General features: G+C 40.9%; 15 protein-coding genes. 5 read left to right on the top strand and 10 right to left on the bottom strand.

What is annotated here, in order from left to right; all coding sequences use genetic code 11:
• Positions 1–14: 14 nt before the first annotated feature.
• Genes lpdA through CLV38_RS04900 form a run of 3 tightly spaced genes read right to left on the bottom strand, consistent with a single transcriptional unit; the run spans position 15 to position 3376 of the window.
• Complete coding sequence (lpdA, locus tag CLV38_RS04910; RefSeq protein ID WP_106192298.1) at positions 15–1430, bottom strand: dihydrolipoyl dehydrogenase; 1416 nt, start codon at positions 1428–1430, stop codon at positions 15–17.
• A gap of 20 nt (positions 1431–1450) precedes the next feature.
• A complete protein-coding gene (gene buk / locus CLV38_RS04905; protein ID WP_106192295.1) occupies positions 1451–2518 on the bottom strand; it encodes a butyrate kinase in 1068 nt (355 codons plus the stop codon).
• Between the two features lie 24 nt (positions 2519–2542).
• Positions 2543–3376 carry a phosphate acyltransferase gene (locus CLV38_RS04900; protein WP_106192293.1) on the bottom strand — a complete coding sequence of 278 codons (834 nt, stop codon included), beginning with the start codon at positions 3374–3376 and terminating at the stop codon, positions 2543–2545.
• Between the two features lie 472 nt (positions 3377–3848).
• On the opposite strand from CLV38_RS04900, the gene CLV38_RS04895 reads away from it, so the two are divergent.
• Positions 3849–5177: a sodium-dependent transporter gene (locus CLV38_RS04895; RefSeq protein ID WP_106192290.1), complete on the top strand. Its 1329-nt coding sequence runs from the start codon at positions 3849–3851 to the stop codon at positions 5175–5177.
• Positions 5178–5233: 56 nt separating this feature from the next.
• Here CLV38_RS04895 and CLV38_RS04890 read toward each other — a convergent pair whose 3' ends face one another.
• Positions 5234–6211 carry a ring-cleaving dioxygenase gene (locus CLV38_RS04890; protein ID WP_106192288.1) on the bottom strand — a complete coding sequence of 326 codons (978 nt, stop codon included), beginning with the start codon at positions 6209–6211 and terminating at the stop codon, positions 5234–5236.
• 270 nt (positions 6212–6481) lie between these two features.
• Between CLV38_RS04890 and CLV38_RS04885 the strand changes: the two genes are divergently transcribed.
• The 4 genes from CLV38_RS04885 (at position 6482) to ybaK (ending at position 8680) form a co-directional block, all read left to right on the top strand.
• The gene (locus tag CLV38_RS04885; RefSeq protein ID WP_106192286.1) at positions 6482–7363 is read left to right on the top strand and encodes a helix-turn-helix domain-containing protein; all 882 of its coding nucleotides are present in this window, start codon (positions 6482–6484) and stop codon (positions 7361–7363) included.
• Positions 7360–7500: a hypothetical protein gene (locus tag CLV38_RS13710; protein WP_170068815.1), complete on the top strand. Its 141-nt coding sequence runs from the start codon at positions 7360–7362 to the stop codon at positions 7498–7500. Before CLV38_RS04885 ends, CLV38_RS13710 begins: the two co-directional genes overlap by 4 nt.
• 184 nt (positions 7501–7684) lie before the next feature.
• Positions 7685–7984, top strand: coding sequence for a hypothetical protein (locus tag CLV38_RS04880; protein ID WP_106192284.1), 300 nt, complete (start codon positions 7685–7687; stop codon positions 7982–7984).
• Positions 7985–8200: 216 nt separating this feature from the next.
• Complete coding sequence (gene ybaK / locus CLV38_RS04875; RefSeq protein ID WP_106192281.1) at positions 8201–8680, top strand: Cys-tRNA(Pro) deacylase; 480 nt, start codon at positions 8201–8203, stop codon at positions 8678–8680.
• A gap of 56 nt (positions 8681–8736) precedes the next feature.
• Here the strand turns inward: ybaK and CLV38_RS04870 are convergent, their stop codons facing one another.
• The 6 genes from CLV38_RS04870 to CLV38_RS04845 all read right to left on the bottom strand — a co-directional run bounded on the left by CLV38_RS04870 (position 8737) and on the right by CLV38_RS04845 (position 15268).
• A complete protein-coding gene (locus CLV38_RS04870) occupies positions 8737–9720 on the bottom strand; it encodes a YdcF family protein (protein ID WP_106192279.1) in 984 nt (327 codons plus the stop codon).
• A gap of 4 nt (positions 9721–9724) precedes the next feature.
• Entirely contained in the window at positions 9725–10555 is an 831-nt protein-coding gene (locus CLV38_RS04865) for a glycerophosphodiester phosphodiesterase family protein (RefSeq protein WP_106192276.1), read from the bottom strand.
• On the bottom strand, positions 10552–12381 hold the full coding sequence (locus tag CLV38_RS04860) for an ABC transporter permease (RefSeq protein ID WP_245920542.1): 1830 nt from the start codon (positions 12379–12381) through the stop codon (positions 10552–10554). Before CLV38_RS04860 ends, CLV38_RS04865 begins: the two co-directional genes overlap by 4 nt.
• Positions 12382–12383: 2 nt before the next feature.
• Entirely contained in the window at positions 12384–13406 is a 1023-nt protein-coding gene (locus CLV38_RS04855; RefSeq protein WP_106192273.1) for an ABC transporter ATP-binding protein, read from the bottom strand.
• Between the two features lie 73 nt (positions 13407–13479).
• Entirely contained in the window at positions 13480–14586 is a 1107-nt protein-coding gene (locus CLV38_RS04850) for an extracellular solute-binding protein (protein ID WP_106192271.1), read from the bottom strand.
• Positions 14587–14647: 61 nt separating this feature from the next.
• Positions 14648–15268: an MgtC/SapB family protein gene (locus CLV38_RS04845; RefSeq protein ID WP_106192269.1), complete on the bottom strand. Its 621-nt coding sequence runs from the start codon at positions 15266–15268 to the stop codon at positions 14648–14650.
• Positions 15269–15777 lie beyond the last annotated feature (509 nt).

Below are 15777 nucleotides of genomic sequence, written 5' to 3'. Positions count from 1 at the left end.
ACACACTCACTTTCTTATTTATGAATCGCTAATTTATACACGTCTAAAGCTGCTTCCTGAATGGCTTCTGATAATGTCGGATGAGGGTGAATCGCTTCACCTATCTCAATCGGACTGGCATCCATATAAATGGCCGTGCTGACTTCAGAAATCAGATCAGTCGCGTGCGGTCCAATGATCGATACTCCAATCAGATCATCCGTCTCTTCATCTTTCAGCACCTCTACAAATCCATCTGAATGGCCATGAATCAGTGCTTTCCCGTTAGAATTAAAATAGAAGGTACCTGTTTTAACTTTTTTACCTTTCGGCAAGGTTTCTTTTGTATAACCCACACTGGCGATTTCAGGTGAGGAGTAGGTACATCTTGGAACGTTGACATAATTGATCGGTTCACTCGTATCAGCCGCAATGTGATCAACTGCCAGTTCGCCTTCTTTCATAGCGACATGAGCCAGTTGAAGGGTATCGATACAATCTCCTATTGCATAAATATGACTTTCTGATGTCTGATAATGCTCGTTGACTTTGATGCCTTTTGCATCATATTTAACAGACGTATTCTGGAGACCAATGCCTTCAACAATCGGTTTACGCCCGATAGCGACCATAACTTTATCCACTTCCAGGACTTCTGCTTCATCTTTGACTGACAGAGCTACTTTCCCATCTTTTATTTCTGCCTTTTCAACAAGTTTGCTCACTTTAACATCAATCCCACGCTGTTTAAATTGCTTAAGCAGGGATTTGGAGATTGATTTGCTTTCGTTGACCACCAGACGGTCAAGTGCTTCAAACAAGGTTACCTTAACACCAAGACTGTTCAGCAAAGAAGCCCATTCAACTCCGATTACGCCTCCGCCTATAATAGCCATCGATTCCGGCAGCTCTTCAAGTTCAAACATTCCGTTTGAGGATAAGATCATCTCTTCATCGAGTGGCAAATGCGGTAATGTACTCGGTGCAGATCCAGTGGCGATGATCAGTTTTTTTGGAACGTAGATTTCTTCTTCTTTGTCCGGATCGTTAAAGGTAACGGCAACTGCCCCTGAAACGGGAGAGAAAATCGACGGTCCAAGGACAGCTCCTTTTCCTTGTACCAGTTTGATTTTATTTTTCTTAACAAGACCTTGAACCCCTTGATGAAGCTGGTCGACTATAGCCTGTTTACGTTCTCTGATTTTAGTGTAATTGATTGTTGCTGTGTCATTAAGTTCTATTCCGAACTCGTCCGCCTTTTTTAGTGTATCTATCACTTCGGCACTTCTCAGTAACGCTTTCGATGGAATGCAACCACGGTGCAGACAGGTGCCGCCAAGTTTATCTTTCTCAACGAGGACCACGTCCATTCCCTTTTGGGCTGCCCTTATTGCGGCAACATATCCGCCTGTTCCTCCGCCTAAAATCAGCAGTTCAGTTTCAATAGCCATTTGGTTCCCTCACTTCTTTCTTAGTATTGTCTCGCTTCTTCTTCTCCATTCAATACACGTGTCACGCCTTCATATAAGGCATCCATTTCCATTTCACCTGGTTTGACTGCGACAGGAGCTATCCAGGATACCCGTTCTTCGATATGCTCTACAACAAATTGTCCGTAAGCTGCTCCGCCTGTTAAAATAATCAGATCGACTTTTCCTTTGAGGACTGTCGCCATCTCTCCTATTGCTTTCGCGATCTGATAGGTCATCGCCGTCACAATTAGTTCTGCCTCAGCGTCTCCATTCTTTATCCGCTCAAGAACGCGCCGTAAATCAATTTCACTTAAGTACGAGTTGACTCCCCCTTTTCCAGCGAGTCTCTTTTTGATCTCAGTCAGATTTAACTGATCGTTTAAAATCATTTTAGCAAAATCGAACAATGGCAATCCACCTGTGCGTTCAGGTGTAAACGGACCTTCACCGTCCAGGCCATTCACCACATCAATCATTTTACCGTTCTCATGAGCAGCAATACTGGATCCGCCCCCCAGATGAGCTACGATGACATTACTCGTCTCATACTCTTTACTCTGCTGTTCTAGTACTTTCCTTGCAACAGCTTTCTGATTCAGTGCATGAACGACGCTTCTGCGTTCGATGCCTTTCAGTCCGGATATTCTGGCTACATCAGCCATCTCGTCTACTACTACAGGGTCGACGATATATGCGTCCACACCACCCAGCACTGCGATTTCATGAGCCAGTATAGCACCAAGGTTCGAGGCATGAGTATTGTACTTCTCTTCTTTCAAATCGTTCAGCATGGCTTCTCCGACAATATAAGTCCCTCCAGGAATAGGCTTGAGCAATCCTCCCCGGCCCACTACTGCACGCAGATCATCAGGCGTAAACCCTTCATCTTTCATAAATGCCAGAATGACTTGCTTGCGAAACTCCTGCTGATCAATCACACCTTCATACTGACCAATCTCTTCAGTGGAATGTCTGATTGTTTGGGTCGCTACTTCGGTTTTCTCATTATATAGAGAAACTTTGGTTGAAGTAGAACCGGGATTAAGTGCTAAAATAAGGTCCTTCATTTATATCCTCCTGTATTTGACGATTTACTTGTCTTCAATCTGCATCAGTGCAAATTTTAATGCGTATAGCTTGCTTCTGACTTTATCGCTTCTAGAGGTCAATACAATCGGGACTTTTGTTCCAACGATTGTTCCGCCAATTGTGGCGTCTCCAAACAGCAGAAATGACTTGTACAGTGCATTACCTGCATCAATACCTGGAACGACCAGTATATCAGCATCCCCTTCGATAGGTCCTTTAAACCGCTTGTGTTCGACAGCCACTTTTGAAAGGGCTAAATCTAGTGATAGTGGTCCGAATACTGTCGCATCAGTTTGCTCCTTGAAACGTTCTGTTATATTTTTAGCCATGACAGAAGACGCCATTTTAGGATTGATATTCTCTGCAGCGCTGAGTATGGCTATTTTTGGATGAGTCAGACCAATTGAAAGGCCGACATTGAGCGCATTTTCTATTATTTGAGCCAGCTGATCTTCTGTTGGCTCAATATTCATGCCCGCGTCAGTCAATAATATTTGACGGTCTAATGCAGGCAGATTGACGAGCGCGACATGTGACAGTAAGTCCTGTGTTTTAAGCTGATGTTCTTTTTTAAGGACCTCTTTCAGTAAGGTATGAGTTTTAATGCCGCCCTTTAACAAGATATCCGATTCGTCGTCAGCAACACTCTTGACTGTTTCGCGAACCATTTCCTCTTCTGTTTCAAAGTGACGGTACTCCCAGACATCATCGGTGTCGATATTATCTTCAGTGTCGAAAACAATAAATTTAACATCATTCTTATAGTCTTCATAACTTAAGCGGGCGAGCTCCAGTATTTCTTCTCTAGATCCACCTGCTACTGCAACTGTTGGCATGAGTCTATTCCTCCATTGTATGTAAACGCTTAAGTTAAGTTTACCTGATAATTTATATTGTGCAAATACTTAAAAACTATAGTGCTATAAATTTTGTCTATACTCCTGAGCTAGATTAAAACAGAAAACAATCACAGCTATTTGACGGTTGTTATCTAAAAAAATATAATCAGTTATCATCTTTTTTTATAGCCCGATCAGTTTTTCTTATAAGCAAATGCTTATCTCATATAGCACATTCACAATTTCTTTTATTTTTATTGATATGACAAGCTTTTACCTTGTGAAATTTCTCTTGTAACCATCCCGACACCAGTATACACTCTTGTTATAAAGCGGTTACGTTAAATCATTTTTTCACAGACTCGTTTTAAAAATGAGTAAAAGATGAGAAAAGTCTTTAGAAAACCTAATGAATGATGTATACTACTATAATGTTGACTATTACATAAAGAAAAGGAGTGTTAAGGGAATGGAACAAAAAAGAGAACAGTGGGGGTCACGTTGGGGCTTTATCCTGGCGACCCTGGGTTCAGCAGTTGGATTAGGTAATATCTGGCGATTTTCATACGCTATGGGGTCAGGCGGGGGTTCTGCATTTTTAATTATATACTTAATAAGTGTCCTGCTCCTTGGTTTCCCAGTTATGCTGATTGAGTTTTCAATTGGCCGACGTTCACAAGCCGATGCGGTCCAGGCTTTCAAGAAACTGTCACCCGATAAACCCTGGTATATTGCCGGTGGACTAGGTGTATTGGCCGCCTTTTTAATTCTATCGTTTTACGGGGTCATTGGAGGTTGGTCTTTACGGTACACAATGGAATACATTACTGGTGGGATATCCGGAGACTCTTCAGAGTTCTTCTCGAACTTTATAGGCAGTACATTCCAGCCCGTACTCTGGCAATTCATTTTCATGGCATTAACAATTGGAATTGTCTTTATTGGTGTTCAAAAAGGGATCGAACTCACCAGCAAATGGATGATGCCGATACTCAGTCTCATGGTTATCGGTTTAGCGATCTACAGTATGACACTAGGGGGAACAGTTGAGGCACTGAACTTTATGTTTAGACCCGAATGGGCAGCTTTTGCAGATCCAAATATCTATCTGACTGCTATGGGTCAAGCTTTCTTCACATTGAGTCTGGGAATGGGCATCATGCTGACGTACAGCAGTTATCTGAAACCGGATGAGCGTCTGACATCTTCAGCAGCAATCATCATCGTCTTGGATACAGCATTTGCCATTATTTCCGGATTAATCATCTTCCCTGCGTTATTCGCTTTCGGGCTGGATCCTGCTGAAGGTGCAGGATTAGTGTTCGTGGTATTGCCGGTTATTTTTGAAGCATTAGGCGGTATTGGAACAATTGTTGGTCTGATATTCTTTATTCTATTCACGCTGGCAGCACTTTCTTCCGCTATATCTTTACTGGAAGTATCCGTTGCTTACTTTATGCGCCGACTGAACATGTCTCGTAAAGTGGTCACACTACTTGTAGGACTAGTCATATCCCTACTGGGTGTCCTGTCTTCATTAAGTCAAGGAGCCATGGAGATCACCCTGTTCGGGGACAGTTTCCTGGACTTCATCGACGGGTTCACTGGAAATATCCTTCTTCCTTTAAGTGCCTTGATCACTGTGTTGTTTGTGACATGGTCATGGAAGAAAGAAGATATCCTTAAACACACAGACACGGAAGGAACAGCATGGGGAGAAACATTCATCTTTGTTTCTAAGTATATTGCTCCAGCAGCTATCCTGGTCGTTCTGATCATCGGTATCATTAACTGGTAATTTAAGCGACTAAAAAAGTCAGAGGCTACTGTAGCCCCTGACTTTTTTTATATTATCTATTTTTTCTCAAATGTTTTGGTGCTGCGTACCGTGTCGATGTGACGGACCTGACTTTCGATCGACTCTCTCTGTCCCTCAAGAAACGGTGGGAGAGAAATTTTCTCTCCTAACGTTTCATAAGGTTCGTCTTCCATGAATCCTGGGCCATCAGTAGCCAGCTCAACTAGTATCCCTCTTGTAATACGGGCATAAAGAGACTGAAAGTAAAAACGGTCAACAAATCCCGAGTTTGGAATCTGGAATCCCTGGTAATGTGCGAGCCAGTCATCAATGGCTTTTTTGTCATCCACTCTGAACGCTACATGATGAACTGTTCCAAATCCCTCTCTGTGAGGAGCCGCTACTTTATTAACTTCAACGATGACCTGAGCCCCGTTTCCGCCCTCACCCATTTCAAATAAGTGAGAAACGTCTTCTGCTCCTATTTCTCTCATCCCATAAACTTGCTCAAGTACAGCTTTAATATAATCGAAATCAGAATAGGTTAAAAATATTGGACCAAGGCCGGTAATAGCATACTCTAGTGGAACAGGCCCATTCTTCCAAGGTGTTCCGGATGCGACCCCTTTGTTCTTCTCATCAGAAATCAACTGATACTGCTGGTCGTCAAAATCAACAAATCGGATCACTTTCTTGCCAAACTGTTCTGTTATACCTGAATGTTCTACAGACAAGCGGTCAAAGCGTTTGACCCAGTACTCGAGCGCTTTATCAGTTGGTACTCTAAAGGATGTTCTTGATATTTCATCATTCCCGTGAACCCCTTTGGGAATGTTAGGGAAATCGAAAAAGGTCATGTCGGTACCGGCACTCCCCTTATCATCCGCGAAGAACAAGTGATAGGTTTGAATATCGTCCTGATTTACCGTTTTCTTTACTAACCTGAGTCCTAAAACATGAGTGAAGTACGCATATGTTTTTTCTGCAGAACTTGTGATGGCTGTGACATGGTGAATCCCTGTTAACTCTTTCATAGCTAATTCCTCCTGTATTTTCTTCCAAGTGATATGGGTTTTTATTTATGACACGTTTTTGACTTTTAATAGCTTTGACTGATTCTCACACTTTAGGTAAAGTCAAATGCCACTTATTACGAATTCGAGATAATTATAGCTCACATTAATTTGTTTGTCAAATTGTTGCATTTTTATGAAGAATAAATCTTTTTAATAATAATTAATAATTTTGATTGCTAATCCAATTTTAATCTATTATACTTCCTATATAGAAAGCGTGGGATTAACATGAAACTTGGAGAAATTATCAAACTCAGAAGGAAAGAACTGGGTTTAACGCAACAAGAATTAGCTAAAGACATCTGTGCACAAGCACTTATCAGCCGTGTAGAAAAAGGCGATATTGTGCCTAAAAAAGCCATCCTCGATAAACTGGAAGTCAGACTCGAATTAGAGAAAAACGAATTAATAAAAGCAGACCAGGATAATACAAAGAAAAATGAAATAAATGAAGTGAAACAGACGATCAGACAATATTTAACAGCGAGAGACTACAAAACAATAGAACTCTTACTTGATCATCATAAATCTTTGATTAATAGTGCTCGAGAGTTAAACGATAAAGTTTTTTTCGCATGGATAGATGCTTCATTACAACATCACCTATATGATAAAAGAGAAAAAACACTTGAAATTCTTAATAATATTTATCTCGATGACGTTGAAAAAGATCTTGCCGTAGAAATCCTCAATGCACGAGGAATCATTCATTATAAGAATGGAGATTTTGATAAGGCTCTCGAATCATATAAGAAAGGTATAGATATGCTGGACGATTCCGTCAGCTTTGAAATTAGAGCAAAAATCATTTTGAACTATGCTCTCACCCTTGAGCAAAAAAACTTCAATAAAGAAGCTCTTTCGTATATTTCCGAAGGTATCGATTTACTTGTTAAAAACAACTCCTTATACTCACTTGGTGATTTTCACCATACTAAAGGTCATATTTTTTATAAACTAGGCAATTTTGTTGAAGCAAAAGAATGCTTTGAACTTTCAGCTAGTATCTTTAAATTACAAAACAACCAAAAACTTTTATCTTTTTCTCAGCTGGCACTGACAGAAATTAACAACAAACTATCTGCCAATTCAAAGGAGGAAACACAATGAAAAAACAGACGAAAATCTTCTCATTAGTAGTAGCAGGTTTAATGGCGTTAACTTTTATTGTCACACCACTTACAGTCCCAAGAATACCACCATTGGAAATGCGAGCAGCAGAGGAAACTCCACACTACCTAGCTTAGTGTTGCTTTAGCCAGCTGACAGAGATTAAAAGACTTCTAGAATCGACTAACAGTCAACCGCCGATGGATGTATGTTCATCGGCTTTTTTCATGTGTTTTTTTCATTGCGAGCCTATGATTATTGAAATAGTCTGCCATATGATAAGCTTAAGAGGTCAAAAAATTAAAAAAGGAGTTTTTTGCTATGGCAGACAGAAATGATGATCCACGCAGAAGAGAGGAAAATAGACGAACAGGTTTGTTCGCTCTGTTCTTTATTGCACTGCTGATTATTGTGGGGGTAGTTGTGGTTATGTTTTTCATGGGAGATGGAAACAATACCGATACAACTACTGATGATCAGACAGAAGAACAGGGAGACGATGGCGGTAATGACGCTGATCTTGACATCGACGTTGATCTTGATGGTGGTGGAGAAGACACTGAAGGAGATACGGATACAGATGCCGACACCGATGATACTGAGACAGATGAAGGAGATTAAATCTCATCCCTACTCTGTCTACCCAAACAAATAAAGATTACTTAGCTGGAACAGAAATCGTTTGCTGTTTCAGCTTTTTTCTGCGCTTTTTTTGACCCTGCCTCTTTCTTTTAGTTAAATCCTATGTCTTCCCTATAATAATCAAACCACACTTGGATTTTCCATAAGCATTCTGGTATAACTATTAAGGAAAGAACTTTTGAGAGGGTGATTAGTATGGCCAAGGCAAAGAAAACAAATGCAATCAGACTCCTCGAGCAGCACTCGATTCCGTATAAAGAACATCACTACTTCGGAAATGATGTCGCTAATGGTATTGAAGTCGCTAAAAAAATGGGAAATAACCCAGACCAGCAATTTAAGACATTGGTTACTCAAGGAAAATCAAAAACATATTATGTCTTTATTATCCCAGTCAATACTGAGTTGGATTTGAAAAAAGCAGCGCAGGCTGTAGATGAAAAAAGTATAGCCATGATTCGGGAAAAAGAACTGCTTCCATTGACTGGTTATGTACATGGTGGGTGTTCACCTATTGCCATGAAAAAATCGTTTAAAACGATTCTTCATGCATCAGCTTCTAAATTTGATACGATTATATTCAGTGCTGGAAAAGTCGGCCTGTCCGTTGAACTCGATCCCAAACAGCTCTCTTCATTAATTGATGTCACTCTATCTGATGTGGTGAAAGCATAATGGAGTTCAGTACATTAAAGAGCCCTTGACAGTCTACAGTCAAGGGCTCTTTAATCTCAGTCCATCATCAACTTTCTTATATCTTGCTTCTCAAATAATCCGGCAATCCTGAATATGGTCTGATAACTTAAGCGGATTTCTTTTTGCATATCTCCTACTGTTTCCTCAGTTGCCGCTGCACCAACCTCAGCGTCATAGCCTATGTTTTTAAGTCCCATTTTCAATGACATCCAGGCTCTCGGAAGATGGTCTAAAGAGGTCACAACACAAATAGACGAAAACATCCGGTCCTTAATGTAGTCTATGAACTCTATTATGTTTCCAACCGTATCTCTTGCTCTGGTTAATGCAACCAGTCTGTCTTCAGGGATACCTGCTTCCAGCAGAACCCTTTTCATTTCCAGCGCTTCAACGTAGGCATTCTGAACGGCTCCACCACTGATCAGGATAGTCGCACTCGGATACTCTTTCGCGAGCGATATAACCTTATCCAGACGCTGTTTCAGTTTAGGCGGCATTGATCCGTCTGCATTTAAAAAATAGCCAAACACACAGATGAGATCGATAGGCTTTTTATTTGCGTCACATTCAAATCTTAGTTTATTGTCATTTATAAAATCAAGAGTCTCTTTAAAATAATCATAAAGGTAAGGTGCGTTTAGCCGTAATGCATTTAGAGACCGGTCAATTTCCACGGCCTCTTCTTTTATGATAATCAGCTGAATCAAACGCATGACCATTGCGTACACATTAGAACTGTCCATAGTAAGGACAGTGTCAAATAGATGTATGGCCTCCTGATTGTAGTCGAAAAGTGACACTATTTCACCTTTCAGTAATAATGAATCAATAGTCTTTTGGCCCGACGATATCAATTTGTCAAGTTCAATCAGGGCTGATTTATACTGCCAGTTCTCAAGAAGGTGAAGAATCTCAGTTAATTCTTCAACCTCACTGTAACTGGTCCCTACCAGAGGAATAAGGTTTGCAGTCTCTACACTTCCTTTATAGTCCTCAACCGTACCGTATTCAATCGCCATTTAATCACCACTTCATATTTTTTCTATACTCGTTCAGGAAGTTAGGCCAGTCCGTCTGGATGATACCTATTCCCAGGTCAACAATTTTGTCCCACGATTTGTTTTCAATAAGCGCAACGTCATCATGAAAACCACCTAGCAAGTTAAATTCATTACCTAGATTTTCCGAATTAACAACGGTCACCAGGTCTTTTTGTCTAATCCTCTTTAGCCACTCCTCAGACAGTAAATCAGAATTGAAGTGATCAATAATGAGTTCAAAACCGACCGTATTCAGCTCTGAGTAGGATAATACCAAGTCTGCTTCGCCCGTGTTAAATATGATAGGAATATAAGCCAATCCTTTTCCATTCTCACTAAAATGAGTCAAGTATTCAGTAACAGCAGGTGATTTAAAAATCAGCTGCTCCTGTTTCCCAGACCGTCTGATCAACTCGAAAAATGCCGGATCGCTCCAGTACTCCCATGATCGGTCAATATTAATCATCTTCCCTTTAGGCAACCAGTCAAGGAATTGGGCTAACGTATTGAGTCTATGCCCGGATGGACTGCCAATTGAATTGTACACCGGACTGTTGTTGATATCTTCTGAAGTGAGTTCTTTAAAATTCTCTTCTCGGCACAGCACTTTTGGTTCGTTTCCATCATGAAACAAATAGTACTGATGATCCGCAGTCCTGCAGATATCTACTTCTACGATATCTGCTCCTGCACGGTAGGCAAGGATGGCGGATTCAATTGTATTTTCAATAATATTCCCACCCCAGAAGCCTCTATGAGCCATGATCAGAAATGGCGTAGTCATTAACTTGTCTCTTAAAGGGTTACTGATCATGCTTTCTCTCCTGTAGCCGGATCATCTACACCGGTGTCGCCTAGACCTGTAACAATAACGGGCGCTTTAATCCTTCTCCTTGAATTTCTAATACCACTTTTCTTCTCACCCATTTTCGATCCTCGGCCATAAACCACGTAAAACATGATCGAACTGACCGCCATGATAATGACGGAATAAACCAGGTTGACTGCCGCTGCATTGACGTTATTCGCCGCATCAGCATTTCGTCTAATTGTGATTCCTATTGTAGGATAAGCCGGGTGATACAGGAAAGCAGACAAGTCATAATCTGCCAGGAAGTTATTAAAGTTTAAAGCAACCAGTGCCAAGGCTGTAGGTAACAGTGCCGGCAAAATGATTCGTAAAAATGTCCGTATAGGAGACGATCCCAGTATGCGAGAAGCATCTTCCAGATTATTGTCAAAGGAATAGTATGCCCCTTTGATGTACCTTAAAGTCGACGGTAGCATCATGATCAGATACACTAATGGTAGGATCCAGACACTTCCTATAACACTGTTTCCTAGAAGCAGGAACGATGGAGAATCATAGGATATGATCAATCCTAGTGCCAGCATCAAACCAGGCAATAACCATGGAATATAAAACAGGTACTCTGTCCATTCTGCCAGCTTGTTGTTTTTATTCTTCATGACGATCCGTGCAATCATAATCATGAACAGAACAGCTAAGACAGCAGCTCCACCAGCGTAAACTGCACTTGTCAACAGCGGCCCATAGTTCGTGTTATTCGTTAAGATCGCCCGGTAATTTTCCAGAGTGAAATAGTCCAGTGACAAGGTCGACTGGGATATTCCCTGCAGATTCATAAACGAGAACAGAATGACTAGAATCAAAGGAATAGTGTAAATTACAAATAGAATATAAGAAAGTGCATGAACCACAATGTTCGCCACTTTATTTTCGATTTTCTGTTTAGTGACGCGTGTCTTCGTTTTCGAAATGGACATGTAATTGCCTTTTTTCTCATTACGCGTCATGACTACCAGCAAGATAATCTGTGCGATTCCTAAAATGATTGACAGTAAAGCTGCCAGATCTCTTGAAGACGGGCGTTGCGTAAAGCTCAAGATCAGGGGAGAAATCGTTTCAAAACTGCCCCCTACCATGATAGGCGCCGCCATTGCACCGAGTCCCAGCTGGAAAGACATGATGACCAGCGTCATAATAATTGGAAATAGCGTCGGAAAGACAACATCTTTCAATACCTGCCACTGGCTGCTTCCTAAATTTTTAGCCGCTTCGATCGTATTGTTGTCCAGCCCTTTAACACCATTTCTGAAAAAGAGCATATGATTGGTCGTACAGGCAAAGGTCATTACAAAGAGCACCGCTGGAAAGCCTGTAAACCAGGTCGGTTCCAGATTAGGAAGAATACGGGTAAATATATTAGTCAGTACCCCGTTTTGCCCATAAACGTAAAGGTAGCCATTATTCAAGACCATTCCACTAAAGACGAGCGTTGACATAAAGCCCACTCTGAGTATCCGTGCCCCTTTAATATCGAAATATTCCGTCACCAGTACGATAAACGTTCCGACAATATTTACAGTAACGGTTAGAACGGTCGCAAGCAGAAATGAATTAAGAATGGCCCTAATTGCTCTGTTCGATCCAGATAGCCGTCCAAACGCGGACAGGCTCAATTCCCCATCGACCCAGAATATGTCCACCAGAACATTCACATTCGGCCAAATCAGTAATGCAAAAATAAACCAGGCTATAAACAAACAAAAAAGATAAAACGGTATTTTAGCCAGGAGATTAGACTCTTTCATTTTCAGTAATCGACTATTCATCATATTTAATCTCCTCCGTACTCCAGAATGTCCTTAGGATCAATGTACAAGGTCAATTCATTTTTCGAATCGATTCGGGTTGTGCCATCTTCTTTTACGATGATCCGAAGAGTTGTATCCAGCACTTCACAGATATATGTTGAGAAAGTCCCGTAAAAGACTTCCTGCAGGATGTTCCCTTTGACCGGAACAGCCTTGCTGCCTTCCGGTACCATCAGGTTTACTTTTTCTTCTCTGACATAATGTTTGGCATTTGGATTGAAGCGGTTAGTTTCCATGTGCTCATTAATATGTGTAATCAGTGATGGTCCCAAATAATTGGCTTCCCCAATAAATTTACAGACAAATTCGCTCGCTGAGTGATCATAGATTTCTCTTGGAGTCCCAATCTGTTCAATTTTGCCATTATTGAATACAGCAATATGATCTGATATCTCTAGTGCTTCATCCTGATCATGTGTGACGTAGATTGCAGTCATTCCTGTTTCACGCTGAATACGTTTCAGTTCAAGTCTGAGCTGTTTTCTCAGTTTGGCATCCAGATTGGACAAAGGTTCATCAAACAATACAATAGTAGGTTTCTTTGCCAGTGCTCTCGCAATGGCGACTCTCTGCTGTTGTCCACCGGATAAATCCGATACGTTTTTTCCCAGCTGTTCTTCGTTCAGTTCCACCAGATCTGCCAGCTCGTATACCCGGTCTTCTATCTGAGCTTTAGATTTTTTCTCAATTTTCAATCCGTACGCAATATTATCAAACACGCTCATAGTCGGAAATAAGGCATACGACTGGAAAATCATGCCAAGTCCTCTTTTTTCGATCGGTGTGTTCACTATGTTTTTACCGTTCACGTTAATGCTGCCTTCACTAGGTTTCAAAAAGCCTGCTATTGATCTTAATGTCGTTGTTTTCCCGCATCCAGAAGGCCCTAATAAGGTGAAAAACTCCCCTTCTTTAATGGTCAGATTCACATCATCTATTGCAATAAAGTCATCGTATTTGACCTGCAGCCCTTTTATTTCAATCATAAGCCTTCTCCTTTGTATGCTGTCTATGTATAAAAAGCGAAATAGTAACTATTTCGCTTTTTTAGGTTTTCTTCTATGGCATTAATTCTAATTCGACTTTTTCGACCCATTGGTTCAGGTTTTCTCTAACAAAGTTCCAGTCCACTTCCATTGGCTCTGTCTGTTCAGCAATTTCCTGTAGTCTTTCAGGAGCACTGTCTACAGCTGATTCATTAACTGGAAGTCCACCGAACTCTTCAACAAAAGCGGATTGCATTTCTGCACTACCGAACCAGTCTACGAATTCTTGTGCTGCAGTATAGTCATGATCGTCACCTTTATTAACAACACCGATCTGTTCACGCATAGTGATCACACCTTGTTCAGGATTGACGATTTCAGCATCAAATCCAAACTCTTCCTCAGCATTAGGTATGCCACCTAAGAAGTGATAGCTCAAAGGAACCGTTCCTTCTGCAAAGTTCTGCAGCTGCTCTTCTTTTTCAGGTGTCTGATAGCCGTTTGCAAGATACTGTTCGACTTCATCCCATCCTTCTTGAGCAATACCCATTTCGCCGTCTTCATCGATGTATTGAAGAAGGATACTTAAGATCGCTTTCTGGTCTGTCCCGCCTCCTAAAGCTGCAGGGACACGGTATCTCCCCTGAAATTCTTCCATGTCACTCAAATCCTGCCAGTTTGACGGTGCTTCTTCTTCACTGACATACTCAGGATTGTACATCATGAATATACGCTGTTCAACTAAAGGGTGGAATAACTGATCACCGATCAATGCATCATCAGGAATTTCACCGACCCAGTCAGGTTCATATTCAACAAGCAGTTCTTCATCGACCAATTCAAAGAACATCGCTTCATCCATTCCGAACGCTACGTCGGCCTGAGGTGAATTTGCTTCTGCGAGTAGACGGTTCAGAACTTCCCCTCCGCCTCCTTCTACATACTGCATATCAAATCCAGCCTCAGTCGCCATTTCATCTATCCATTCCTGTCTTCCACCAGCTAAAGAGTTAGAGTAAACCAGTACTTGTCTTGATTCTCCAGAACCACCATCAGTACTTTCTCCAGCAGTGTCGTCATCATTTCCGGCAGGTGTTTCAGCTTCGTCCCCAGAAGCACAGGCGGCAAGTAATAAAACTGAAGCAGCAGATGTAAGTGTTAATAACCATTTTTTAGACATAATGTGTATTCTCCTTTGTGTGTGTGATCCATTCTATCAGAATATCCCCAAACCCTTATCATTACTGAATGTCTATCGATTGAAGCCCCTTTATTTTATTTAATTGTTCCACTAAATCATTGATTTCTAATGACGTTGTGATGTCGAATGCTATCATATATAAGGTCGCATCTTTTTGTTCGTAGTATTTACTTTGAATACTTAGAATTTTCCATCCGTTTTTACTGCATTTGGATGTAAACGCATTAAGATCATTAAATGTTTCGAATAAAATCAGACACTCTACTTTTTTATTTCTATTCACATACTTGTTCTTAAATTTCTGAAAAAGTGTCATGATAACCAGCAGAGTGAAGCCTCCTGCCAGAGCTCCTTCATAGAATCCGATACCGATAGCCAGCCCAATACAAGCAGCTGACCATAAACCAGCAGCTGTGGTTAAGCCGCGAACATGGTTGTTATTCGTTACAATAATTGTTCCAGCTCCAAGAAATCCGATGCCGCTGATTACTTGAGCACCCATACGTGCCGGATCTCCCAGTCCGTAATTCTCGAATATAAACTGATTAGTCATCATTACCATAGTTGAACCCAGGCAGACTAGAATATAGGTTCTAAACCCGGCTGCGTGGTTTTTCAGATCTCGTTCCAGTCCGATAATTCCTCCAACCACTACAGCCATCAGCAACCGTAAAGTGATTGTAAAGAAATTCAGTTGAGAGAGATCAAATTGACTGAGGTCATATATGATTATTGCCCCCTTTCAAACCCGTTCCCTTTTATACGAATAGATAGTAGATGCTTCCCCTCCTCTACAGGCTATTTAGTAACTGCACTTCAAATAAAATACTAATCTTGTTCATCAAATAGTTAAAATCGGAACCGATTCCGACTTAAGTATAAAACGTTTACAAATTAAAGTCAACACGTTAGAAAGCGGTAACTTTCTTAATTTACATTGTAAATTTATAACCGGGATTCTAAAGACTTTAGACCGCTAAAATCCCACCCTGATCAATCATCTAAAACAGAAGATAAAACGCGCAAAATCAAGGAAGTATTCTTAATTTTTACTACCTGTTAAAATATACTAGCAGGCATAAACAGTTAGATTCCAAGTAATATTTACATTGTTTTTTTCAGTCGGACAATGATTATTTATTACACGCTTCTATTACTCACTCATGATAA

The organism is Alkalibacterium olivapovliticus (assembly GCF_003003275.1).
Taxonomy (GTDB): domain Bacteria; phylum Bacillota; class Bacilli; order Lactobacillales; family Carnobacteriaceae_A; genus Alkalibacterium; species Alkalibacterium olivapovliticum.
The sequence above is the reverse complement of the archived record's forward strand: the minus strand, read 5'-3'. Positions and strand labels throughout refer to the sequence as shown.

Coding starts and splice junctions, on each gene's coding strand:
- CLV38_RS04870 (WP_106192279.1), bottom strand. CDS start 9,720: ATGGCGATTGAATACGGTACGGTTGAGGACTATAAAGGAAGTGTAGAG.
- ybaK (WP_106192281.1), top strand. CDS start 8,201: ATGGCCAAGGCAAAGAAAACAAATGCAATCAGACTCCTCGAGCAGCAC.
- buk (WP_106192295.1), bottom strand. CDS start 2,518: ATGAAGGACCTTATTTTAGCACTTAATCCCGGTTCTACTTCAACCAAA.
- CLV38_RS04890 (WP_106192288.1), bottom strand. CDS start 6,211: ATGAAAGAGTTAACAGGGATTCACCATGTCACAGCCATCACAAGTTCT.
- CLV38_RS04885 (WP_106192286.1), top strand. CDS start 6,482: ATGAAACTTGGAGAAATTATCAAACTCAGAAGGAAAGAACTGGGTTTA.
- CLV38_RS04845 (WP_106192269.1), bottom strand. CDS start 15,268: ATGGCTGTAGTGGTTGGAGGAATTATCGGACTGGAACGAGATCTGAAA.
- CLV38_RS04850 (WP_106192271.1), bottom strand. CDS start 14,586: ATGTCTAAAAAATGGTTATTAACACTTACATCTGCTGCTTCAGTTTTA.
- CLV38_RS04855 (WP_106192273.1), bottom strand. CDS start 13,406: ATGATTGAAATAAAAGGGCTGCAGGTCAAATACGATGACTTTATTGCA.
- CLV38_RS04895 (WP_106192290.1), top strand. CDS start 3,849: ATGGAACAAAAAAGAGAACAGTGGGGGTCACGTTGGGGCTTTATCCTG.
- CLV38_RS04880 (WP_106192284.1), top strand. CDS start 7,685: ATGGCAGACAGAAATGATGATCCACGCAGAAGAGAGGAAAATAGACGA.
- lpdA (WP_106192298.1), bottom strand. CDS start 1,430: ATGGCTATTGAAACTGAACTGCTGATTTTAGGCGGAGGAACAGGCGGA.
- CLV38_RS04900 (WP_106192293.1), bottom strand. CDS start 3,376: ATGCCAACAGTTGCAGTAGCAGGTGGATCTAGAGAAGAAATACTGGAG.
- CLV38_RS13710 (WP_170068815.1), top strand. CDS start 7,360: ATGAAAAAACAGACGAAAATCTTCTCATTAGTAGTAGCAGGTTTAATG.
- CLV38_RS04865 (WP_106192276.1), bottom strand. CDS start 10,555: ATGATCAGTAACCCTTTAAGAGACAAGTTAATGACTACGCCATTTCTG.
- CLV38_RS04860 (WP_245920542.1), bottom strand. CDS start 12,381: ATGATGAATAGTCGATTACTGAAAATGAAAGAGTCTAATCTCCTGGCT.